Here is a 23,824-nt window from a genome sequence, read left to right on the forward strand (position 1 = left end):
GGGGGTGGTGCGTGCGGAGCATGCACCCTGCACGGGACGGTCACAGGTTGGACTTGTTGGGGCGTCGTTCGGGGGCTCTGCCCCCGCCGCGCCGCTGGCGCGACTCCCCCGAGGATATCTGGAGACCAAAGACGACAGACGCGTCGGGTTCGCCTGTTCCGGCAACTTGGGTTGCGGCGCACCGCCGGGGTTCCGGCCACGGTAACCGGCTTTCCCGGCGGGCAGGGTGCGTGCTGACGCACGCACCGCCAAGGGTCAGTTTTCGGTCGCGGTTTCGAACTCGATCATCAGGTCCTTGGCGTCCAGCTGGCTGCCCGGCTGGACATGGACGGCCTTGATCGTGGCGGCCCGTTCCGCGTGGATGCCGGTTTCCATCTTCATCGCCTCGATGGTGACCAGCAGGTCGCCCTCCTTCACCGCCTGGCCGGCCTGCACCGCGACCGAGGCCACGACCCCGGGCATCGGCGCGCCGACCTGTGCCGGGTTGCCCGGCTGGGCCTTCTGGTGCGCGGCCTTGGTCGACTTGATCTTGCGGTCGGCCACCCGGATCATCCGGGGCACGCCGTTCAGTTCGAAGAAGAGCTTCACGCCGCCGTCTTCGCCGGTTTCCGACACCGCCTGCAGGCGGACTTCCAGCGTCTTGCCCGGAGCGATCTCGGCCGAGATCTCCTCGCCCGGTTCCATCCCGTAGAAGAAGGTCTTGGTCGGCAGGGTGCGCACCGGGCCATAGGTCCTGTGGCGCGACTGGTAGTCGAGGAAGACCTTGGGATACATCAGGTAGCCCGACAGATCCTCGTCATCGACCTCTTCCCCGTCGAGTTCGGCCACCACCTGCTTGCGCACGGTTTCCAGGTCCACCGGGGGCAGGTGCTTGCCGGGGCGTTCGGTCGAGGGGGCTTCGCCCTTCAGGACCTTCTTCACGATCGCCTCGGGGAAGCCGCCCGGGGGCTGGCCCAGATTGCCGCGCATCATGTCGATGACCGAATCCGGGAAGGACACGTCGACACCCGGATTTTCGACATCGTCGCGGGTCAGCCCCTGTGACACCATCATCAGGGCCATGTCGCCCACCACCTTGGACGACGGCGTGACCTTGACGATGTCGCCGAACATGCGGTTCACGTCGGCGTACATGTGGGCCACCTCGCTCCAGCGTTCTTCGAGCCCCATGGAGCGCGCCTGCGCCTTGAGGTTGGTGAACTGGCCGCCCGGCATCTCGTGCAGGTAGACCTCGGACGAGGGCGCCTGCATGCCGGATTCAAACGCCCGGTAATGGGTACGGACCGTGTCCCAGTAGTCGGAGATCTCGCGGATCGCGCCGATGTCCAGGCCCGTGTCGCGGTCGGTGCGGCGCAGCGCCTCGACCACCGATCCGAGCGTCGCCTGCGAGGTGTTGCCGGACAGCGCGTCCATCGCGCAGTCGACCGCATCGACCCCGGCTTCGGACGCGGCCAGGATCGTGGCCACGGCCACGCCCGCGGTGTCATGGGTATGGAAGTGGATGGGCAGGCCCACCTCCTCCTTCAGGGTGCGGATCAGAATCTTGGCCGCGGCGGGCTTCAGCAGTCCGGCCATGTCCTTCAGGCCCAGCACATGGGCGCCGGCATCGCGCAGGTCCTTGCCCATGGCGACATAGTACTTCAGGTCGTATTTCGCCCGTTCGGGATCGTGGATGTCGCCGGTATAGCAGACGGTGCCTTCGCAGACCTTGTCCTGTTCCAGTACGGCATCCATCGCGACGCGCATGTTTTCGACCCAGTTCAGGCTGTCGAAGACGCGGAAGACGTCGATGCCGGTCTTCGCCGCCACGCGGACGAATTCCCTGACGACGTTGTCGGGGTAATTGGTGTAGCCCACGCCGTTCGAGCCGCGCAGCAGCATCTGCGTCATCAGGTTGGGCATCCGTTCCCGCAGGTCGCGCAGGCGCTGCCACGGGCATTCCTGCAGGAAGCGATAGGCCACGTCGAAGGTCGCCCCGCCCCAGCATTCCATGGAAAAGAGCTGCGGCAGGTTCGCGGCATAGGCCGGGGCCACGCGGATCATGTCGACCGACCGCATGCGCGTGGCCAGCAGGGACTGGTGCCCGTCGCGCATCGTCGTGTCGGTGATCAGCAGCTGGCGCTGTGCCGTCATCCAGTCGGCGACGGCCTGCGGGCCCTTCTGTTCCAGAAGGTTGCGCGTGCCCATCATCGGTTCCGCCTTCAGCGCGGGCGGCCGCGGCTCCTTCACGTCGGCGGGCGGGCGCGGGCGGTCCTTCGTCTCGGGATGCCCGTTCACCGTGATGTCGGCGATATAGGTCAGGACCTTGGTGCCCCGGTCCTGGCGCGACGCGAAGTTGAACAGCTCCGGCGTCTCGTCGATGAACTTGGTCGTGTAGGAATAATCCAGGAAGGTCGGGTGCTTCAGCAGGTTCTCGACGAAGGCGATATTGGTACTGACGCCGCGGATCCGGAATTCCCGAAGCGCCCGGTCCATCCGCGCGATCGCCATTTCCGGCGTCGGCGCGCGCGCCGTGACCTTGGTCAGAAGCGAATCGTAATAGCGGGTGATCACGCCCCCGGCATAGGCCGTACCGCCGTCCAGCCGAATCCCCAGCCCGGTGGCGGACCGATAGGCGGTCAGCCGGCCATAGTCGGGGATGAAGTTGTTCTGCGGATCCTCGGTCGTGATCCGGGTCTGCAGCGCGTGGCCTTCCAGCCGGACGTCACCTTGGGTGGCCTTGCCGGTGGCCTCGGCAATGGTCTTGCCCTCGGCAATCAGGATCTGGGCGCGGACGATGTCGATCCCCGTCACTTCCTCGGTCACCGTGTGCTCGACCTGGACCCGGGGGTTCACCTCGATGAAGTAGAACTGGTCGGTGTCCATATCCATCAGGAACTCGACGGTCCCGGCGCATTCGTAGTTCACGTGCTTGCAGATGCGGTAGCCCAGTTCGCAGATCTCGGCCCGCTGGGCGTCGGTCAGATAGGGGGCGGGTGCGCGTTCGACGACCTTCTGGTTCCGGCGCTGGACCGAACAGTCGCGTTCGTAGAGGTGGTACATGCCGCCATGCTTGTCGCCCAGGATCTGCACCTCGACATGGCGGGCGCGCAGGATCATCTTTTCCAGATAGCCTTCGCCGTTGCCGAAGGCCGCTTCGGCCTCGCGCCGGCCTTCCTGGACCTTGGTCTCCAGCTCCGCTTCCGCCAGGATCGGCCGCATGCCGCGGCCGCCGCCACCCCAGGAGGCCTTGAGCATCAGCGGATAGCCGATTTCGGCCGCTTCCTTGCGGATGGCGTCCATGTCGGTGCCCAGAACCTCGGTCGCGGGGATCACCGGCACACCGGCCTCGATGGCGACCCGACGGGCAGAGGCCTTGTCGCCAAGCGCCCGCATCGTCTTGGCGCGCGGCCCGATGAAGGTGATGCCGGCGGCATCGCAGGCCTCGACGAAGGCCGGGTTTTCCGACAGCAGGCCATAGCCCGGATGGATCGCGTCCGCCCCCGACAGCTTGGCCACGCGGATGATCTCGTCGATCGAGAGATAAGCCGCCACGGGGCCAAGGCCTTCGCCGATCCGATAGGCCTCGTCCGCCTTGAAGCGGTGCAGGCCCAGCTTGTCTTCCTCGGCATAGACGGCGACGGTCTTCTTGCCCATCTCGTTGGCGGCCCGCATGACGCGGATGGCGATCTCGCCGCGGTTCGCGATGAGAATCTTGCGGAAATCGGTCATGGGGGTCTCCTTGCCGGTCCGCCGGACGGTGCCGTGGTAAGGGCGGCACGGTCCGGGATGACGCTAGTGCTAGCATGGTGCTGCAGATGCAAAAAGCCGAAATAGTGCATTTTTTGCAAGGATGTAGCGGGAGGCGGGTGGCTGGCATCTGTCAGGAATACCGCGGTATACAATTGTCCGGCGCTAACGTTGATGTAGTGGAATTCAATTCTGGATTGTGCTTCGCTGCGCGATATTCCAGTTTGGAGTGAGATCTGCGGGGAAGGGCGGGCGCTGGCCCGGGTAGCGATGAAGATGGTACGACTGAAGACCTTGGCGGCCTGTGCGGTCATGGCACTGGGCGCCTGCGATGTTGTGACGGAGGTGCATTTGCCTCCGAACGCGCAGCAGGTCGGTTTTGCGCAGCTCGCCGAAGAACATGTGAACGACTACTGGTGTCTGAATTACCGTCCGGCGACAGAGTCCTGCTCTTCGATCTGGAAGGTGTCGATCTCTGGATCACGAACGGTGCGACGGCTCACGGAAACCTACAAAATGGAAATCGGCATCGTCACGAATGAGTGGGTCATGAAAGGACGGCTTTTGGGCCTGTCCGACTGCTACGAAAAAGGTGGCACCACGGTAGTCTCCACAAGGATAGATCAGGCGGCGCGCCCTGTTGCGCAGGACGTTGCCAATGCCACGTCGAACTTGGCAGTCACGCTCTACGATGAGCGCCTGGAAACCCTGGGCGGCTACTGTGGGACGTATTTTCGTGCTGGCGACAACGTCTGGCTGGTCGATGTACTGGGAGACGACACCATGCCGGAACAAGAAGCAATGACGCTTCACTTTTTCCCGGCCGCGAAACCCTTGCGGGCGAAATAGCACCAGATCAGGCCAGCACGATCGGCGGCGGCAGGTCCTTCAGCGTCGCCGCCCCCATCTGCCCCATGTTCGAAATCATGTCCTGCGCCAGCATGTCGATCAGGTGCGCGGGCCCGGCCTCTCCCAAGGCGCCAAGCGCGAAGTGGAAGGCCCGGCCCAGCATCACGAAATCGGCCCCCAGCGCCAGCGCCCGCAGGATGTCCAGACCGCCCTCGATCCCGCTGTCGAAGATCAGCGGCAGCTTCGTGGCGGCCCGGATCGCGGGCAGCGCCTCGATACTGGCCATGGAACCGTCGAACTGTCGCCCGGCATGATTCGACACCCACAGGCCATCGACGCCCGCCGCCTCCAGCGGTGCCGCATCCTCGGCCCGCATCACGCCCTTGATCAGGAAGGGGCCGTCCCAAGCATCCCGCAGCCATTTGACATAATCCATGTCGGGCGAGGTCCGCAGGATGTAGCCGATATGCCCGGTGGAGGAGAGACCCATCTGCGGTTCGACATATTTCTCGATGGTCTTCAATGTCGGCCGCCCAGACTGCGCGATGCCCAGGGCCCATCTCGGGCGCATCGCGATCTGGGCCATCAGCCGCGGGGTCAGCACCGGTGGCATGGTCAGACCGGACCGCACCTGCCGCTCCCGGCGCGAGGGCGAGGGCACGTCGACGGTCAGGATCAGCGTGGTAAAGCCCGCGGCCCGGATCCGGTCGATCATGTCCTGCCGGATCTTCGGATCCCGCGGCGGATACAGCTGATACCAGGCATTGGGTCCGATATGGGGCGCCATGTCCTCGGGCGTGCGGGCCGCCACGGTCGAGATCGCGTAGGGAATGCCGGCCACCTTCGCGGCCCGAGCCAAAAGGAACTCGGCCCGCGGCCACATCAGACCGGACATGCCGATGGGCGCCACGCCGAAGGGCAGGGGATAGTCCTGTCCGAAAAGGCTGGTCGACAGATCGGGCTCTATCGCGCCGTGAAGGATCGACGGCTGAAAGCCGACCCGGTCCAGCGCCGCGCGGTTGCGGGCCTTGGCGGCCTCGTGCCCGGTGCCACTGTCCAGGTACTCCCAGACGAAATGCGGGATTCGTCTTCGCGCGCGCCGGCGGAGGTCTTCGACGCCGGGAAATCTCTGATGCAGGTCCATGGGCTGCATTGGTTGCTCTGCGCCGTCCCTTTGTCCAGTCCCAAGTGGCAATCGTCGCACGTGGGGGCGCTGCCCCCGCCCGGGCCTGATGGCCCGGCCTCCCCCGGAGGTATTTGTGAAGAGAAGAAGGAATGCGAGCGCGTCCCCTGCTTCTTCGGTCTTCAAATACCCTCGGGGGAGCCCGTCCGGAACGGGCGGGCCGGGGGCAGAGCCCCCGTCGGCGAGGATTGCGAAAACTGTCGTGAACGGAACGAGAACAACTCTTTAACGCGGCCCCGATCCCTTGTATCGTCCGGGGCATGAGCAGTTTCGACGATATCGACGCCTTCGAGGCCGCCTCGCTGTCTTCGCGCGCAATGGCTGCGCGGCCGGCACCCTATCTGGACGGTCTGAACGACGAACAGCGCCAGGCGGTAGAGGTCCTGAACGGCCCGGTCCTGATGCTGGCGGGCGCCGGCACCGGCAAGACACGGGCGCTGACCGCGCGGATCGTGCATTTGCTGAACACCGGCACCGCCCGCCCGAACGAGATCCTGGCCGTGACCTTCACCAACAAGGCCGCGCGCGAGATGAAGACGCGGGTGGCGTCCATGCTGGGGCAGGCGGTCGAGGGGATGCCCTGGCTGGGCACCTTCCATTCGATCTGCGTGAAACTGCTGCGTCGGCATGCGGAACTGGTGGGGCTGAAGTCGAACTTCACCATTCTCGACACCGACGACCAGTTGCGCCTGCTGAAGCAGCTGGTGGCGGCCGCCAATATCGACGACAAGCGCTGGCCCGCGCGGATGCTGGCGGGGATCATCGACAACTGGAAAAACCGCGCGTGGACGCCCGAAAAGGTGCCTGCCGCGGAAGCCGGGGCCTATAACCACCGGGGCACCGAGCTTTACGCCCAGTACCAGGCGCGGCTGAAGGAGCTGAACGCGGTCGATTTCGGCGACCTGCTGCTGCATGTCATCACCATCTTCCAGACGCATGAGGACGTGCTGGACCAGTATCGGCGCTGGTTCCGTTACATCCTGGTCGACGAATACCAGGACACCAACGTCGCCCAGTACATGTGGCTGCGCCTTCTGGCTGCCAGCCACAAGAACATCTGCTGTGTGGGCGACGACGATCAGTCGATCTATGGCTGGCGCGGCGCGGAAGTGGGAAACATCCTGCGGTTCGAGAAGGATTTCCCGGGCGCCCATGTCGTGCGGCTGGAACAGAACTACCGGTCGACCCCGCATATCCTGGCTGCGGCCTCTGCCGTGATCGCCGCGAACGAGAAGCGACTGGGCAAGACGCTGTGGACCGAGGCGAACGAGGGCGAGAAGGTCCGCCTGATCGGCCACTGGGACGGCGAGGAAGAGGCGCGCTGGATCGGGGAAGAGATCGAATCCATGCAGAAGGGGACCCGCGGCCTGCGGCCCTTCGACCTGGACGAGACGGCGATCCTGGTGCGCGCGTCCCACCAGATGCGCGCCTTCGAGGACCGGTTCCTGACCATCGGCCTGCCCTACAAGGTGATCGGCGGCCCCCGCTTCTACGAGCGGATGGAGATCCGCGATGCCATGGCCTATTTCCGGCTGGTTGTCAGCCCGGAGGACGACCTGGCCTTCGAGCGGATCGTGAACGTGCCCAAGCGCGGGCTGGGCGACAAGGCGCAGCAGACGATCCAGATCACGGCGCGCAAGCACGGCGTCAGCCTGGTCGAAGGCGCGCGGATCGCGGTCGAGGAAGGCCAGATCAAGGGCAAGGGCGGCGCGCAGCTGCGGATGCTGGTCGACGACCTGGCGCGGTGGGGCCGGATGACGGGCGAGGCCGATATCGGCCATGTCGACCTGGCGGGTCAGGTGCTGGACGAAAGCGGCTATACCGCGATGTGGCAGAACGACAAGACGCCCGAGGCGCCGGGCCGGCTGGAAAACCTGAAGGAACTGGTGAAGGCGCTGGAAAATTTCGAGAACCTGGAAGGGTTCCTGGAGCACGTCGCGCTGATCATGGACAACGAGGCCGAGGGCGATGGCGCCAAGGTGTCGATCATGACGCTGCACGCGGCCAAGGGGCTGGAATTCCCGTCGGTGTTCCTGCCGGGCTGGGAAGACGGGCTGTTCCCGTCCCAGCGCAGCATGGACGAGAACGGGATCAAGGGCCTGGAGGAGGAACGCCGCCTGGCCTATGTGGGGATCACGCGGGCCGAGGAGGTCTGCACCATCTCCTTTGCCGCGAACCGGCGGGTCTTCGGGCAGTGGCAGTCGTCCATGCCGTCCCGCTTCATCGACGAATTGCCCGCCGAACATGTCGACGTCCTGACGCCCCCGGGGCTTTACGGCGGTGGCATGGGGGCAGGGCAGCCCCAGGGCTTTGGCGGCGGGATCGAGACGCGGGTGGCAGAGGCCAATGTCTACAACTCGCCCGGCTGGAAGCGGCTGCAGGCGCGGTCGGGGCAGCGCGGCATGGCGCAGCCCAAGGAAACCCGCAACGTCGTGATCGATCTGGAGGCCGTGTCGTCCTTCACGGTCGGCCAGCGGGTTTTCCACCAGAAGTTCGGCTATGGCGCGATCACGGGAATCGAGGGCGACAAGCTGGACATCGATTTCGAAAAGGCGGGGCCCAAGAAGGTGGTCGCGCGCTTCGTGACATCCAGCGACGACATTCCGTTCTGACCGCAGCGACCCGACCAGGGCCGCATGTGCGCGCTGCACCGCGCGCATGTCTCTTGTGCGTATCACGCCCGACGGACGCCTTGTGCCATGCAGATGGGGTTTTGCTGTCGGCTGGCGCCGGAGTCCCGGGGCCGTGGCGTTAGACCAATGCCGGTCCAGATATGCGGGGGGATGAAATTAGGAACGGCGGCCCGAGGGAGGAGGAGGGCCGCCGTTCCAGATGCTGCCGGGATGAGGGAGGAGAGTACCCGGCGCAACAGTGACCCGGATCGGGTCGTTGTAAAGTGCGGCGGCGTCAGGGAGGAGGGAGACACCGCCGCGAGTAGCAGGTTCCCCAGGGAGGAGGAGAGGGAAACCTGATCTCTATGTTCCTGCGGGCCCTGTGGCTGCCCGCCGCCTGCCCGACCCGCTGGACCCTGCGGCCCCGTCTGCGTTTCGGTATAGACAATATTTAGTATTTTCTGCGCCTGCACAATAGGTGCGTCATCAATGCTGCTATGCAGCAAATGCAGTGCAGTCGACCGGGCAATGTCCGAAGGCGCGCAGCATGCAAACCATGCGTGTATCCGGCCGTTGCCCGATGGAAACGGAATGCGGCGCCGTCCGCGTTGAACGCCGGATGATCGCCGAGGACTGCTGAAAAGCGGGGTGGGAAATGAGGAACGGCGGCCCGAGGGAGGAGGAGGGCCGCCGTTCCAGATGCTGCCGGGATGAGGGAGGAGAGTACCCGGCGCAACAGTGACCCGGATCGGGTCTTTGTAAAATGCGGCGGCATCAGGGAGGAGGAAGATGCCGCCGCGAGTAACAGGCTCTCTAGGGAGGAGGAGAGGAGAACCTGATCTCTATGTTCTTGCGGGCCCTGAGGCCGCCCGCCGCCTGATCGATCCGGTTTCGGGTTCGTCTGCCTGGCTGCTGCCTGTGTGGCGTCCGATCCGCGTTGGGTTCGTGTGATCCCGTGTCCGTTTCGATGACCCCAATATTTGGTATTTGCTGCGCTTGCACAATACCTGCCTCGGCAATGCTGCTATGCGGCAAGTGCATGGAGACATGCGCGAATTTTCAGCGGGGCGCTGCAATTCGCATCAAGATCTCTTGTGTGCCCCAGCGTCATTTTTCGCACGGTGCGCAGAATTTCACCATGCGACCAGTTTGACCTGAAGGGACTTTACGTCAACTCGCCTCAGGGGTGTTTCTCCTGTTTCGGGCGGCGCGGGCCAGAGTCGAGTCGTTTGGGGTGAGAGATTCGGGCGCCGACCCAGTTTCGAGTCGGCCCGGTGTGGGCCCGGGTCGGGCCGGTCGCCGGGGGGATCCGGCAGTCCGCCGGTGCCGAAGGGCCAGGCGCGCAGATCTGGCCGGGGCTGCCGATTTGGGACGTCGTGCCACCGGCAAGGGGAAGCCATGCCACCGATGCCGTGTCCGGGATGATTCGCGCCGGAAATTGGCGCCGTGACGAGAACAAAAATGAAACATTAACCCCTTGGGGAGCTTTGGTCAGTTCGGGTCGGGATTTTTTGGGAAATCATGGGACGATCTGGTCCGGACCCCCGAATTCGAAGATGTAGTGGGAGCCCGCGCTTTCGAAACCTGATCTTGTGCCTTTTGTGGCCGAGATTCCGAAGGTGATGAATCGCTGCGTGGCCGCTAGGCCTAAAGTGCTATGATTTCCCATACAGAGGGGTTGTTAGGCATAAATTCCCATGGCATTAATTGTGCATCGAAGGAGCGCGGGTCCAGAGGGACAGCCCAAGTCCCAAAAGACCCAAAACAAAAGAAAACACAGGTTTCATACAGGCGAACGCTCTTAAGACAAAAAACTATCCGGCGCGCGGGCGAGCAGACATCCCCCCAATAACAGCGCGCGCTGTCGGAATAAGCCCGCAAAGCGGGACGAGGGCGGTGGGTTGATCGTTGGCAGCGGATCAACCCGCCGTTTTCGCGTTTCAGGGCACTGAAAATCCCTGGGGCGCGAGGCAGGCACAACCTTCACGGGCAAGGGGTCAGGCAGTGAGCGGCAAGCTCAGGTTCAGAGGCGAAAGCAGTCACAAGGTTGACAGCAAGGGGCGGGTGTCGATCCCGGCCCATTTTCGCCGTGTGCTTGAGGAAGGCGATCCGGAATACCGCGACGCCAAGGCCGCCGGCGTCAGCGGGGCCAGCCCGAATGTCGTCATCGTCTACGGCAATTCCAAGAAGGATTGCCTTGACTGTTATACGGTCGAGGCGATGCGCGAGATCGAGGAAAAGATCGCAAAGATGCCGGCCGGCCAGGCCAAGCGCGTCATGGAATACATCTTCCACGGCAAGAGCGCGGTCATCGCGGTCGACGATTCCGGCCGCCTGGTGCTGTCGGCCAAGCTGCGCGAAAAGGCGAAGCTGACCGATATGGCCTACTTCATCTCGGGCGGCGACCACTTCAAGATCTGGAGCCCGGACGTCTTCGAAGGCGCCGAGGCCGTCAGCATCGAGGACTGGATGGACGAACAGCCCGACGATTTCGATCCGCTGGAGCTGCTCAACTCGGTCGAGGTGTAAGCCATGGCCGCTGCCGCTGCCCCACATGTTCCGGTGCTTCTGCGCCCCCTTCTGGCTGCCGTGGCGCCGGTGTCGGGGACGTGGCTGGACGGGACTTTCGGGGCAGGGGGCTATACCCGCGGATTGCTGCGTGCCGGTGCCGACCGGGTGATCGCAGTGGACCGCGACCCGCTGGCCTTTGAAATGGCGGCCGGGTGGGCCGGGGAATACGGCGACCGGCTGGTACAACAGCAGGGCGTCTTTTCGAAGATGGACGAATACGGGCAGGATCTGGACGGCATCGTGCTGGACCTGGGCGTGTCTTCAATGCAGCTGGACCTGGCCGAACGCGGCTTTTCCTTCATGCGCGACGGGCCGCTGGACATGCGGATGTCGCAGGACGGGCCCAGTGCCGCGGATCTGGTCAACACCGCGTCCGAAACCGAGCTGGCGGACATACTCTATATATACGGTGAGGAACGGGCGAGCCGCAGGATCGCCAAGACCCTTGTGAAGGCCCGGGCCGAAAAGCCGGTCGAGACGACGGCCGAACTGTCGGCGCTGGTCGAAAGCTGCCTGCCGCGCGCGCGGCCGGGCCAGTCGCACCCGGCGACGCGCAGCTTCCAGGCGCTGCGGATCGCGGTGAACGGCGAATATGACGAGCTGTATAACGGTCTGATGGCGGCCGAACGGGCGCTGGCGCCGGGTGGCAAGCTGGCCGTGGTCAGTTTTCATTCCATCGAGGACCGGATGGTGAAGCGCTTCCTGCAGCACCGTGCCGGGCAGACGGGGCGGGCCAACCGCTATGCGCCGGAAACGGAAGAGCAGGCGCCGGCCTTCACCCTGCAGGGCAAGGCCATCCCGCCGGACCAGGAGGAGCTGGCCATCAATCCGCGGGCGCGCTCGGCCCGGCTGCGGGTGGCCATGCGCACGGATGCGCCGGCGGAAACCATTCCGGCCGACCTGATCGGCATGCCGCAACTGAAGGAACGTCGCAGATGAAGGGTGTCTTCTACGTCCTGACCGCGCTGGCGGTCTTTGGTCTGGCCTTCTGGGCCTACCGTGAAAATTACGCCACTCAGGAAGTGCTGTCGGAAACCCGGAACCTGCAGAACGACATCGCCGCGGCCCGGGCCCGGCTGAACGTGCTGCGTGCCGAATGGGCGTATCTGAACCGCCCCGACCGGCTGGCCGACCTGGCCGAGACGAACTTTCCGCGGCTGGGCCTTCTGCCGCTGTCGCCCACCCAGTTCGGCCGCATCGACGAGATCACCTATCCCCCCGAACCGGGTCTGCTGATCCCGGGCGAGATGGAGATGTCGACCGATGGCACCGGCGTGATCAAGGTCAATGGCACGGCCATGGGGGCAGCGCCGATGACGGAGGTCAGCCAATGACCCGCACGCCGCTGCGCCCGCTTGCCCGGATCCTGCCGGCCCGCGAACGGGGCGAGAACCCCGACGATATCCAGCGCGAGAACCTGCGTCAGCGGCAGGCCGATGAACGCGACCGCCAGCGGGTCCGCGCCGAAGGTAGGCTGGTCGTTCTGGGCGTCTTCTTCTTCTGCGCCTTCGTCACCGTCGGCGCCCGGATGGGCGTCCTGGCCATGACCGAGGCCGAGGAGCCCGTCGCCTCTGCCGCAAGCGCGCGGATCGCGATGCAGCGGGCGGACATCCTGGACCGCAAGGGGCGGGTGCTGGCGACCAACCTGGAAACCTATTCGCTCTATGCTCATCCCCAGCAACTGGTGAACGCCAGCGAAGCGATCGAGGAGCTGCTGAAGATCTTCCCGGATCTCGACCGGGAAAAGTTGACCAAGGTTCTGACCGGCAAGCGGAAATTCGTCTGGATCAAACCCCGGATCAGCCCCGAGCAGCGCCAGGCCGTGCATGACATCGGCGATCCAGGTCTGTTGTTCGGCCGGCGCGAGATGCGCCTTTATCCCAACGGCCCCATTGCTGCGCACCTGTTGGGCGGCGCGTCCTTCGGCAAGCAGGGCGTGAACGCGGCCGAAGTCGTGGGCGTGGCTGGGGTGGAAAAGAACTTCGACGACTATCTGCGCGATCCGGGCAATGCCGATGCGCCGCTGGTCCTGTCGGTCGACCTGACGATCCAGGCCGTTCTGGAACGCGTGCTGGACGCCGGTCAGCGCCTGATGCACGCCAAGGGCGCCGCCGCCGTCCTGATGGATGTCCACACGGGCGAGGTGGTGGCCGCGGCCTCGCTGCCGGATTTCGATCCGAACGACCGTCCGCAGCTGGACCCGACCCGTCCGGCCGAGGACAGCCCACTGTTCAATCGTGTGGTGCAGGGAGTCTATGAACTGGGGTCGACCTTCAAGATCTTCACCATGTCGCAGGCCATCGACATGGGTCTGGTCACGCCCGAGACCGAGGTCGACACCCGCGGCCCGATCCGGTTCGGCCGCTTCGCCATCAACGACTCGCACCGCTATGGCGCGACCATGACGGTGGACAAGATCATCACCAAATCGTCGAACGTCGGCACGGCGCGTGTGGCCCAGATGATCGGCGGAGCCCGTCAGAAGGAATTCCTGGAAGGGCTGGGCCTGCTGGAGCCGACCCCGTTCGAGATTGCCGAGGCCAGCGGTGTGCGGCCGCTTTATCCCCAGAACTGGTCGGAACTGTCGACCATGACCATTTCCTACGGGCACGGCATTTCGACCAGCCCCCTGCACCTGGCCACAGCCTATGCGACCATCGCCAATGGCGGCTATGCCGTCAGCCCGACGCTGCTGCGCAAGACCGGTCCGCAACACGGGCCGCGGGTGATTTCCGACAGGGCCGCGGCTGACGCGCGGATGATGCTGCGCCACGTCGTGACGGACGGCACCGCGCGGCGCTTCGGCGACGTTCCGGGCTATGCGGTTGCGGGCAAGACCGGCACCGCCGACAAGCCCAAGCCCACCGGCGGTTACTATGAGGACAAGGTCGTGGCGACCTTCGCGTCTATGTTCCCGGTAAACGATCCGAAATACGTTCTGGTCGTGTCGCTGGATGAACCGACCGAGACGGTGGGCCTGGAACAGCGGCGCGAGGCCGGCTGGACCGCAGTGCCGGTGGCGGCCGAGGTGATCGTGCGCGTTGCTCCGCTGCTTGGGCTAAGACCGGACGTTGAACCGGGACAGATGGCTGGTATAAGCCTGACCGCGAACTAACCACTTGTACAGCGGGGCGCCTGCATGACGTCGGCCAGAACTCTGGGCCAGTTGGGGCTGACTGCCCGCGACGGCCGCGATCCGCAGATCACCGGCCTGTCCGTGGACAGCCGCGAGGTCAAGCCGGGACACCTGTTCGCCGCCGTGCCGGGAACCCAGGTCCACGGCGCCCGCTTCGTGCCGATGGCGTTGGAAGAGGGCGCGGCCGCGATCCTGACCGACATGGCCGGCGCCGAGATGGTGGCCGGGGCGCTTGCCGGGTCCGACGCCGCCGTCGTCGTGGCCGAAGATCCGCGCCAGGTGCTGGCGATGACCGCGGCGCTGTGGTTCGGGGCGCAGCCCGCGACCATGGTCGCGGTGACCGGCACCAACGGCAAGACGTCCGTCGCGACCTTCGTCCGCCAGATCTGGACCCATCTGGGCCATGCCGCGATCAACGTCGGCACCACGGGGATCGAAGGCGCCTGGACCGCGCCGCTGAAGCACACGACGCCGGAGCCCATCACGCTGCACCGGATGCTGGCTGCGGCGGCCGGGGCCGGCGTGACCCATGCGGCGATGGAGGCGTCCAGCCACGGTCTGGAACAGCGGCGGCTGGACGGCGTGCACCTTGCGGCCGGGGCCTTCACAAACCTGACCCAGGACCACATGGACTATCACCATGGGTTCGATGCCTATTTCGCGGCTAAGGCGGGTCTGTTCCGCCGGGTGGTGCCCGAAGACGGGGCGGCGGTGATCAACCTCGATGATCCGCGCGGACCGGAAATGCGCGCCATCGCCGCCGGGCGTGGGCAAAGCGTGATCACCGTGGGCCGGGGCCTGGGCGATCTGAACCTTCTGGCACAGCGCTACGACGCCACGGGCCAGGACGTGCGCTTTGCCTATGGTGGCATGCCGCGGCAGGTCCGGCTGGACCTGCTGGGCGGCTTCCAGGCCCAGAACGCGTTGGTCGCGGCGGGCCTGGCCATTGCCTCCGGGTCCGAGCCGGAGGCGGTGTTCAAGGCGCTGCCGGAACTGTCGTCGGTCCGCGGCCGGATGCAGTTGGCCGCGCGGCGGTCGAATGGCGCCACGGTCTTCGTCGACTTCGCCCATACGCCCGATGCCGTCGCCACGGCGCTGCTGGCGCTGCGCCCGCATGTGCTGGGCCGGATCGTCTGCATCGTGGGGGCCGGCGGCGACCGGGATACCGCGAAGCGCCCGATGATGGGCGCCGCGGCCGTGCAGCATGCCAACCACGTGATCGTCACCGACGACAATCCGCGGACCGAAGACCCCGCCGCGATCCGTGCCGCCGTACTGGCCGCGGCGCCGGGGGCCGAGGAAATCGGCGACCGGGCCGAAGCGATCCTGCGCGGCGTCGCGTCGCTCGGCCCCGGCGACGCCCTGCTGATCGCGGGCAAGGGCCATGAAACGGGCCAGATCGTCGGGTCCGACGTGCTGCCCTTCGACGATGTGGAGCAGGCGAGCATTGCCGTCGCCGCGCTGGAAGGACGACCGGTATGAGTGTTCTGTGGACCGCGGCCGAAGCCGCAACGGCCACGGGGGGCGAGGCTAGGGGTGACTGGACCGTTTCGGGCCTGTCCATCGACACGCGGACCATCCGGCCGGGTGACCTGTTCATCGCCCTGACCGCCGCCCGCGATGGCCATGATTTCGTGGCTGCCGCGCTGGGGGCCGGGGCAGGGGCCGCGATGGTCAGCCGCATTCCGGACGGCGTGGCAGACGATGCGCCGCTTCTGCTGGTCGACGACGTGCAGGGCGCGCTAGAGGCTTTGGGCCAGGCCGGCCGCGCCCGGACCGGTGCGCGGGTCGTGGCCGTCACGGGAAGTGTCGGCAAGACCTCGACCAAGGAGATGCTGGCCACGATGCTGGCGCCGCAGGGCGCCACCCATGCCTCGGTCGCCAGTTACAACAACCATTGGGGCGTGCCGCTGACTCTGGCGCGGATGCCGGTCGATACCCGGTATGCCGTGATCGAGATCGGCATGAACCATCCGGGCGAGATCGCGCCGCTGGCCAGGATGACCCGCCCGCATGTCGCCATGGTCACGACCGTCGCCCCCGCCCATCTGGAAGCCTTCGACAGTCTGGAAGACATCGCGCGCGAGAAGGCCGCGATCTTCGAGGGGCTGGAACCGGGCGGCACCGCGATCATCAATGCCGATATCGACACGGCGGCCGTGCTGGCCGCCACCGCGCCGGACCATGCGGCCCGCGTCGTGCCCTTCGGCGCTTCGGTCGACGGGGCGACGGATGCCTATCAGGCGACCGGGATCACCGTCGCGCCAGACGGAACCCGGGTCGCAGCCCGTGCCAGGGGAGAGGACTTCGTCTTCGACCTGTCGGTGCCCGGCCGCCATTTCGCCCTGAACGGTCTGGGTGCGCTGGCCGCGGCCGAGGCCTTGGGCGCCAATCGGGCGCAGGCGGCGGCCGCTCTGGCGCAATGGTCCGCCGTCACGGGCCGCGGCGCGCGCGAGGATATCCGGCTGAAGGACGGGATCCTGCATCTGATCGACGACAGCTACAACGCCAACCCGGTCTCGATGGCGGCGGCGCTTGATGTACTGGCCGCCACCGCGGGCGGGAAGGGGCGCCGCGTGGCCATCCTGGGCGACATGCTGGAACTGGGCCCCACCACCACCGCGCTTCATGCCGGGCTGGCGGATCTTCCGGCCATGGACGCGATCCATCGAATCCACTGCGTGGGGCCCGAAATGGCCCATCTTCACAAGGCGCTGCCAGATGCGCGCCGCGGCCTGTGGGCCGCGACCAGCGCGGACATGGTGCCGCTTCTGAAAGCCGACCTGCGGGCCGGCGATACGGTTTTGGTAAAAGGCTCGCTGGGGACCCGGCTTGCCGTAGTTGTAAACGGTATCCGTAAGCTCGGACCGGCGGAATGATGGCCGGTCGGGCAACACGTGCAGGAATAAGGACGCACGCATGCTTTACTGGCTGACTTATCTTTCGGATGGCGGCGACGTCTTCAACCTGTTCCGGTACATCACCTTCCGGGCGGGCGGCGCCTTCCTGACGTCGATGCTGTTCGCCTTCATCTTCGGCCGGCCGCTGATCAACGTGCTGCGCCGCAAGCAGGGCAAGGGACAGCCGATCCGGGACGACGGCCCCGAAGGGCACTTCAGCAAGGCCGGCACGCCCACCATGGGCGGCCTGCTGATCGTGGGGGCGCTGACGACATCGACGCTGCTATGGGCGCGGCTCGACAATCCGTTCGTGTGGCTGGTGCTGTTCGTGATGCTGTCCTATGGCGCCATCGGCTTCTGGGACGACTATGCCAAGGTGTCGAAGCAGAACACCAAGGGCGTTCCCGGCAAGTTGCGGCTGGCCCTGGGCTTCGGGATCGCGCTGATCGCCTCGGTCTGGGCGATTTCCTTTCATCCCGAAGGGCTGCGGTTCGACCTGGCGGTCCCGGTCTTCAAGAATCTGCTGCTGCATCTGGGCTATTTCTACATCCCCGTCGCCATGTTCGTGATCGTGGGCGCGGCCAATGCCGTGAACCTGACCGACGGGCTGGACGGCCTGGCGATCATGCCGGTGATGATCGCGACCATGACGCTGGGTGCCATCGCCTATGCCGTGGGCCGCGTCGACTTTACCGAATATCTCGAGGTCCACTATGTCCCCGGCGCGGGCGAGATGCTGGTCTTTGCCCTTGCACTCTTCGGTGCGGGGCTGGGCTTTCTGTGGTACAACGCGCCGCCCGCCGCCGTCTTCATGGGCGACACCGGGTCGCTTGCGCTGGGGGGGGCACTGGGGGCCATCGCGGTGGTGACCAAGCACGAACTGGTGCTGGGCATCGTCGGCGGTCTCTTCGTGGTCGAGGCGCTGAGCGTGATCATCCAGGTCGCCTATTTCAAGCGCACGGGCAAGCGGGTGTTCCTGATGGCACCTATCCATCACCATTACGAAAAAAAGGGCTGGGCAGAACCCACCATCGTGATCCGCTTCTGGATCATCTCCCTGATCCTCGCCATGATCGGGCTGGCCACGCTGAAGGTACGCTGACCCATGATCGTGAAAGACACGGCCCAGATGATCTCGGGCATGCAGCCCGAGCTTGACCCGGAGACCTGGCACTTCTGCTCTCTGATCGAGGCCGAGGCGCCGGAGCTGGCCCAGCAGGTCCGCGCCGCCGCCCTGGGCATCTTCGTCGAGGACGAGGGCCTGACCGGTGTCCTGTCGCAGGCCGATGCCGAACGGCTGGACCTTGTTGGCCCGCTGCCCTTGCGGCGGATCACGTTGCGGGTGTTCTCGGCGCTGGACGGGGTGGGGCTGACGGCGGCCGTGGCCGAAACACTGGCCGATGCGGGCATTCCCTGTAATGTCGTGGCGGCCTATCATCACGATCATGTCTTCGTGCCCGAGGCACTGGCAGAAGAGGCGCTGCTGCTTCTGATGGCCCGGGCGGAGATCGGCGCATGATCCCGGTTCAGGGGGTCACGGGCGCCCGCGTGGGCGTGCTGGGTCTGGGACGGTCGGGTCTGGCAGCGGCCGAGGCGCTGGCCGCAGGCGGCGCCACGCCGGTCCTGTGGGATGACAACCAGGCCTCTCGCCAGAAGGCGGAGGAGGCCGGGCACGAGGTCGCCGACCTGACCCGCGACGACGTCATGGAAACGCTGTCGATGCTGGTCGTGTCGCCCGGCATTCCGCATCTCTATCCCCAGCCGCATCCGGCGATTGCCGCGGCCTATGCCATCGGCGTGCCGGTCGACAACGATATCGGCCTGTTCTTCCGGTCGCTGGCGACGGATGCGTGGAACCGGCTGGACGTCCCGCCTCGGGTGATCGCGGTGACCGGATCCAACGGCAAGTCGACGACCGCGGCGCTGATCCATCATATCCTGGAGGTCGCGGGCCGCCCGGTGCAGCTGGCCGGCAATATCGGCCGGGGCGTCCTGTCGATCGACCCGCCGGGCGAAGGCGCGGCCGTGGTGCTGGAGCTGTCGTCCTACCAGACCGACCTGGCGCGCGCGCTGACGCCCGACATCGCCGTCTTCACCAACCTGTCTCCCGACCACCTGGACCGGCACGCCGGCATCGGCGGATACTTCGCGGCCAAGCGACGGCTGTTCGCCGAAGGCGGCCCGGACCGCGCCGTGATCGGCGTGGACGAGATGGAAGGGCGCTATCTTGCCGATCAGATGGGCGAGGGGCCGGCCGATGACCGGGTGATCCGTGTCTCGTCCGGACAGAAGCTGGCGGGGCCGGGCTGGAACGTCATGGCGCGCAAGGGCTTCCTGTCGGAAACCCGCAAGGGCAAGCAGCAGGCCAGCATCGACCTGCGCGACATCGCGGGCCTGCCGGGCGCGCATAATCACCAGAACGCCTGTGCCGCCTATGCCGCGGCGCGCGCGCTGGGGCTGGCGCCCAGGATGATCGAACAGGGCCTGCGGACCTATCCCGGCCTGCCGCACCGCAGCCAGTTCGTGGGCGAACGGGGCGGTATCCGCTTCGTCAACGACAGCAAGGCCACCAATGTCGACAGCGCGCTGAAGGCCCTGGCCGCCTTCCCGCGGATCCGCTGGATCTGCGGCGGGCTGGAGAAGGAGGGCGGGCTGGGCGCGCTGAAAGGGGCCACGGGTGCGGTGGCCAAGGCCTATGTCATCGGGCGCGATGCGGCCGGCTTCGCCCTGCAGCTGGATGTCGAGGCACAGATCTGCACGACCATGGCCGAAGCCGTCGCGGCCGCTGTGGCCGAGGCCGAACCGGGCGATACCGTCCTGCTGGCCCCGGCCGCCGCCAGCTTCGACCAGTACGACAATTTCGAACAACGCGGCGCCGATTTCATGGCCGAGGTCGCCCGCTTCATCGGCTAGGGGCCCGCGGGCCCCTCGGCCCCGGCCCATCGTGACGGCAAGGCCCGGCCAATGGCTGCAAATTGACTGGCCTGATTGGCCGATTTTCCGTACACTCCGCTTCGAGACCCCGCAAAAGGGGCAGAACAGAGGCAGCAGCTGGAACAGCGGGCGGGACATAGGCACCCCGACTGACGCGTCCGGCGGAACGAGCGGTGAACATCCATGACGGACATGGTCTATGGCGCGGTCCCACGCGAGACGGGCGAAGCCGTCCTGCCGAAGTGGTGGCGAACGCTCGACAAGTGGACTTTGGTCTGCATCTTCCTTCTTTTCGGCGTCGGGCTTCTGCTGGGCCTTGCCGCATCGGTCCCGCTGGCCGAACGCAACGGGCTTGACCCGTTCTACTATGTCCAGCGGCAGGCGATGTTCGGCAGCGCGGCCATGGTGGTGATGCTGGCAGTGTCGATGCTGTCGCCCGACATGGTCCGCCGTGTGGGCGCGCTGGGCTTCCTGATTTCCTTCCTTGCGCTGGTGGCGTTGCCCTTCCTGGGCACCGACTTCGGCAAGGGCGCGATCCGCTGGTATTCGATAGGCTTCGGGTCGGTCCAGCCGTCGGAATTCCTGAAACCCGGCTTCGTGGTCGTTGCCGCCTGGCTGCTGGCCGCCGCGCAGCAGGTCGGTGGCCCCCCGGGCAAGACCTGGTCCTTCATCCTGTGCGCGGCCATCGTGGGCATGCTGGTGGCCCAGCCCGACTTCGGCCAGGCCTCGCTGATCCTGTTCGGCTGGGCCGTGATGTACTTCATCGCGGGCGCGCCGATGCTGTTGCTGGTCGCCATGGCCGGCATCACCGTTCTGGGCGGCGCCTTCGCCTATACCCAGTCGGCCCACGTTGCCCGCCGCATCGACGGCTTCCTGGCGACGGAACTTGACCCCACCACCCAGCTGGGCTTTGCCGCCAACGCGATCCGTTCCGGTGGGCTTTTCGGCGTGGGCGTGGGCGAGGGGCAGGTGAAATGGTCGCTGCCCGATGCCCATACCGACTTCATCATCGCCGTTGCGGCCGAGGAATACGGGCTGGTCCTGGTCCTTGTCGTAATCGCGCTTTACATGATGATCGTCCTGCGCTCGCTGGGGCGGCTGATGCGGGAACGCGATCCGTTCATCCGGCTGGCCGGGGCGGGCCTGGCCTGCACCTTCGGCGTGCAGGCGATGATCAACATGGGCGTGGCCGCTCGCCTGCTGCCCGCCAAGGGCATGACGCTGCCCTTCGTCAGCTATGGCGGGTCGTCCCTGATCGCGGGGGGCATCGCCATGGGGATGCTGCTGGCCTTTACCCGGTCGCGCGCGCAGGGCCAGATCGGCGATATTCTGCGGGGTCACCGCCGATGAGCGGTCACCTGCTGATCGCGGCCGGCGGAACCGGTGGCCACATGTTCCCGGCGCAGGCCCTGGCAGAGGTCATGCTGGCCCGCGGCTGGCGCGTGACGCTGTCGACTGATGCCCGTGGCGCCCGCTACACTCAGGGCTTCCCGGCTCAGGTCCGCATCCGCGAGGTGTCCAGCGGCACCTTCGCCCGGGGCGGGATCCTGGCCAAGGCGCTGGTGCCCTTCCAGGTGGTGGGGGGCGTCCTGGGCGCGATGTTCCAGATGCTGGCGGACAAGCCCGACGTGGTGGTGGGCTTTGGCGGCTACCCGTCGATCCCGGCGTTGGGGGCTGCGATCCTGATGCGGCGCCCGCGGATGATCCACGAACAGAACGGCATTCTGGGCAAGACCAACACGGTGCTGGCCCCCCGCGTGGCCAGGGTGGCCTGCGGCGTCTGGCCGACCGACCTGCCCAAGGGTGCCAATGGCGTCCATGTCGGCAACCCGGTGCGCGGCGCGGTTCTGTCCCGCGCGCGGGCCCCTTACATCCCGCCCGGCGATTACCCGATGTCGATCCTGATGATCGGCGGCAGCCAGGGCGCGCGGATCCTGTCCGACGTGGTCCCCGCGGCCATCGGCGACCTGCCGGACCGCCTGCGCCATCGTTTGCGCGTATCCCACCAGGCCCGGCCCGAGGACGTGGACCGAGTCACCGACGCCTATGACGAGATGGGCGTGAAGGCCACCGTATCGACTTTTTTCAACGACATTCCCGAACGCATGGCCGAGGCGCAGCTGGTCATCGCGCGTGCGGGTGCGTCGACGGTGGCCGACCTGACCGTGATCGGCCGTCCGTCGATCCTGGTGCCCTTCGCAGCCGCGGCCGGCGATCACCAGACTGCCAATGCCCGTGGGCTGGTTCAGGCCGATGCGGCGATCCTGATCCCCGAAAACATGCTTGACGAGGAAACGCTGGCAACGCACATCGCCACGATCCTGTCGCAGCCCGAACAGGCGGAATACATGGCCCGCGCGGCCGTCGCCGTCGGCCGCCCCGACGCGGCCGAGACGCTGGCAAACTTGGTAGAAGACCTGGCCTTCAACACTCAGGCAAGCGGCCCGCAAGACGCCGTGGAGGAATAGCAGATGAACCCCGCAACCAAACTTCCCACCGATGTCGGTGCCATCCACTTCGTCGGGATCGGCGGGATCGGCATGTCGGGCATCGCCGAAGTGCTCCTGAACCTGGGTTATCGCGTGCAGGGGTCCGACCTGCGCCCGTCCAAGATCACGGAACGGCTGGAAAGTTTCGGGGCGGACATCTTCATCGGTCAGAAGGCGGGGAACCTGGAAGGAGCCTCGGTCGTCGTGATCTCTTCCGCGATCAAGCCGGGCAATCCCGAACTGGACGAGGCGCGCCTGCGCGGCCTGCCGGTCGTCCGCCGGGCCGACATGCTGGCCGAACTGATGCGGCTGAAATCGAACGTCGCCATCGCCGGCACCCATGGCAAGACCACGACCACGACCATGGTTGCCACCCTGCTGGACGCCGGCGGCTATGACCCTACGGTCGTCAACGGCGGGATCATCCACGCCTACGGCTCCAACGCCCGGATGGGGCAAGGCGAATGGATGGTGGTCGAGGCCGACGAAAGCGACGGCTCCTTCAACCGTCTTCCCGCGACGGTCGCCATCGTCACCAACATCGACCCCGAGCACATGGAGCATTGGGGATCGATCGAGGCGCTGCGCCAGGGCTTTCTGGACTTCGTGTCGAACATTCCCTTCTACGGCGTGGCGGTCTGCTGCACCGATCACCCGGAGGTACAGGCACTGGTGGGCAAGGTGACCGACCGCAAGGTCACGACCTATGGCTACAACGCCCAGGCCGACGTCCGCGCGGTGAACCTGCGCTATGAAGCCGGGGTCGCCCATTTCGACGTGCTGCTTCAGAACGAGGACATGGTGATCGAGGGCTGCACCCTGCCGATGCCAGGCGAACACAATGTGTCGAACGCCCTGTCCGCCGTGGCCGTGGCCCGTCACCTGGGTATGAAGATTTCCGAAATCCGGGACGCGCTGGCGAACTTCAAGGGCGTGAACCGCCGCTTCACCAAGGTCGGCACCATCGACGGCGTGACGATCATCGACGATTACGGCCACCACCCGGTGGAAATCGCGGCGGTGCTGAAGGCCGCGCGCCAGTCGACCGAAGGCCGCGTGATCGCCGTCCACCAGCCGCACCGCTATTCGCGGCTGTCGAACCTCTTCGACGATTTCTGTTCCTGCTTCAACGAGGCCGACGTCGTGGGCATCACCGATGTCTACGCGGCTGGTGAAGCGCCCATCGAAGGCGCCGACCGCGACGCGCTGGTCCACGGCCTGATCCGTCACGGCCATCGCCACGCCCGCGCGATCATGGACGAGGAAGACCTGGTCCGCCTGGTCCGCGAACAGGCCCGCCCGGGGGACCTGGTCGTCTGCCTTGGCGCCGGCAGCATCACCAACTGGGCGCATGCTCTGCCCGAACTGCTGATGAAGAAGTGCGCCTGAGCGGGGCGGCGGGGTAAACCCCACCCTACGCG

At 66.2% G+C, this 23,824-nt stretch carries 16 protein-coding genes; 14 read left to right on the forward strand and 2 right to left on the reverse strand.

Translation table 11 applies throughout. The features are described 5' to 3' along the window. Positions 1-255 precede the first annotated feature (255 nt). The gene (locus tag FQK05_RS13390; RefSeq protein WP_158967497.1) at positions 256-3,711 is read right to left on the reverse strand and encodes a pyruvate carboxylase; all 3,456 of its coding nucleotides are present in this window, start codon (positions 3,709-3,711) and stop codon (positions 256-258) included. A 294-nt stretch (positions 3,712-4,005) separates the two neighbouring features. On the opposite strand from FQK05_RS13390, the gene FQK05_RS13395 reads away from it, so the two are divergent. After that, the gene (locus FQK05_RS13395) at positions 4,006-4,578 is read left to right on the forward strand and encodes a hypothetical protein (RefSeq protein WP_158967499.1); all 573 of its coding nucleotides are present in this window, start codon (positions 4,006-4,008) and stop codon (positions 4,576-4,578) included. Positions 4,579-4,585: 7 nt separating this feature from the next. On the opposite strand, the gene FQK05_RS13400 is transcribed toward FQK05_RS13395, so the two are convergent. After that, positions 4,586-5,731 carry an alpha-hydroxy acid oxidase gene (locus FQK05_RS13400; RefSeq protein ID WP_158967501.1) on the reverse strand — a complete coding sequence of 382 codons (1,146 nt, stop codon included), beginning with the start codon at positions 5,729-5,731 and terminating at the stop codon, positions 4,586-4,588. 290 nt (positions 5,732-6,021) lie between these two features. On the opposite strand from FQK05_RS13400, the gene FQK05_RS13405 reads away from it, so the two are divergent. From FQK05_RS13405 to murC, 13 genes are all read left to right on the forward strand, one after another. Beyond that, on the forward strand, positions 6,022-8,373 hold the full coding sequence (locus tag FQK05_RS13405) for an ATP-dependent helicase (RefSeq protein ID WP_158967503.1): 2,352 nt from the start codon (positions 6,022-6,024) through the stop codon (positions 8,371-8,373). 2,004 nt (positions 8,374-10,377) lie between these two features. Continuing rightward, complete coding sequence (mraZ, locus tag FQK05_RS13410; RefSeq protein ID WP_233270497.1) at positions 10,378-10,902, forward strand: division/cell wall cluster transcriptional repressor MraZ; 525 nt, start codon at positions 10,378-10,380, stop codon at positions 10,900-10,902. Between the two features lie 3 nt (positions 10,903-10,905). Next, positions 10,906-11,883 carry a 16S rRNA (cytosine(1402)-N(4))-methyltransferase RsmH gene (gene rsmH / locus FQK05_RS13415; RefSeq protein ID WP_158967508.1) on the forward strand — a complete coding sequence of 326 codons (978 nt, stop codon included), beginning with the start codon at positions 10,906-10,908 and terminating at the stop codon, positions 11,881-11,883. Next, complete coding sequence (gene ftsL / locus FQK05_RS13420; RefSeq protein ID WP_233270498.1) at positions 11,880-12,278, forward strand: cell division protein FtsL; 399 nt, start codon at positions 11,880-11,882, stop codon at positions 12,276-12,278. Before rsmH ends, ftsL begins: the two co-directional genes overlap by 4 nt. Further along, the gene (locus FQK05_RS13425; RefSeq protein ID WP_158967510.1) at positions 12,275-14,059 is read left to right on the forward strand and encodes a peptidoglycan D,D-transpeptidase FtsI family protein; all 1,785 of its coding nucleotides are present in this window, start codon (positions 12,275-12,277) and stop codon (positions 14,057-14,059) included. The genes ftsL and FQK05_RS13425 overlap by 4 nt, the downstream gene beginning before the upstream one ends. Before the next feature lie 24 nt (positions 14,060-14,083). Then, a complete protein-coding gene (locus FQK05_RS13430) occupies positions 14,084-15,562 on the forward strand; it encodes a UDP-N-acetylmuramoyl-L-alanyl-D-glutamate--2,6-diaminopimelate ligase (RefSeq protein ID WP_158967512.1) in 1,479 nt (492 codons plus the stop codon). Further along, on the forward strand, positions 15,559-16,959 hold the full coding sequence (locus FQK05_RS13435) for a UDP-N-acetylmuramoyl-tripeptide--D-alanyl-D-alanine ligase (protein WP_158967514.1): 1,401 nt from the start codon (positions 15,559-15,561) through the stop codon (positions 16,957-16,959). The genes FQK05_RS13430 and FQK05_RS13435 overlap by 4 nt, the downstream gene beginning before the upstream one ends. A gap of 40 nt (positions 16,960-16,999) precedes the next feature. After that, positions 17,000-18,082 (forward strand): phospho-N-acetylmuramoyl-pentapeptide-transferase, encoded by a 1,083-nt coding sequence (gene mraY / locus FQK05_RS13440; protein WP_158967516.1) that lies wholly within the window; start codon positions 17,000-17,002, stop codon positions 18,080-18,082. A gap of 3 nt (positions 18,083-18,085) precedes the next feature. Beyond that, the gene (locus FQK05_RS13445; RefSeq protein WP_158967518.1) at positions 18,086-18,499 is read left to right on the forward strand and encodes an ACT domain-containing protein; all 414 of its coding nucleotides are present in this window, start codon (positions 18,086-18,088) and stop codon (positions 18,497-18,499) included. Continuing rightward, complete coding sequence (gene murD, locus FQK05_RS13450) at positions 18,496-19,893, forward strand: UDP-N-acetylmuramoyl-L-alanine--D-glutamate ligase (protein ID WP_158967520.1); 1,398 nt, start codon at positions 18,496-18,498, stop codon at positions 19,891-19,893. Before FQK05_RS13445 ends, murD begins: the two co-directional genes overlap by 4 nt. 204 nt (positions 19,894-20,097) lie before the next feature. Then, positions 20,098-21,264 carry a peptidoglycan glycosyltransferase FtsW gene (locus FQK05_RS13455; RefSeq protein ID WP_158967522.1) on the forward strand — a complete coding sequence of 389 codons (1,167 nt, stop codon included), beginning with the start codon at positions 20,098-20,100 and terminating at the stop codon, positions 21,262-21,264. Further along, a complete protein-coding gene (gene murG, locus FQK05_RS13460) occupies positions 21,261-22,382 on the forward strand; it encodes an undecaprenyldiphospho-muramoylpentapeptide beta-N-acetylglucosaminyltransferase (RefSeq protein WP_158967524.1) in 1,122 nt (373 codons plus the stop codon). Before FQK05_RS13455 ends, murG begins: the two co-directional genes overlap by 4 nt. A 3-nt stretch (positions 22,383-22,385) precedes the next feature. Beyond that, positions 22,386-23,792 carry a UDP-N-acetylmuramate--L-alanine ligase gene (gene murC / locus FQK05_RS13465; RefSeq protein WP_158967526.1) on the forward strand — a complete coding sequence of 469 codons (1,407 nt, stop codon included), beginning with the start codon at positions 22,386-22,388 and terminating at the stop codon, positions 23,790-23,792. Positions 23,793-23,824 lie beyond the last annotated feature (32 nt).

The organism is Chachezhania sediminis, assembly GCF_009765275.1.
GTDB lineage: Bacteria > Pseudomonadota > Alphaproteobacteria > Rhodobacterales > Rhodobacteraceae > Chachezhania > Chachezhania sediminis.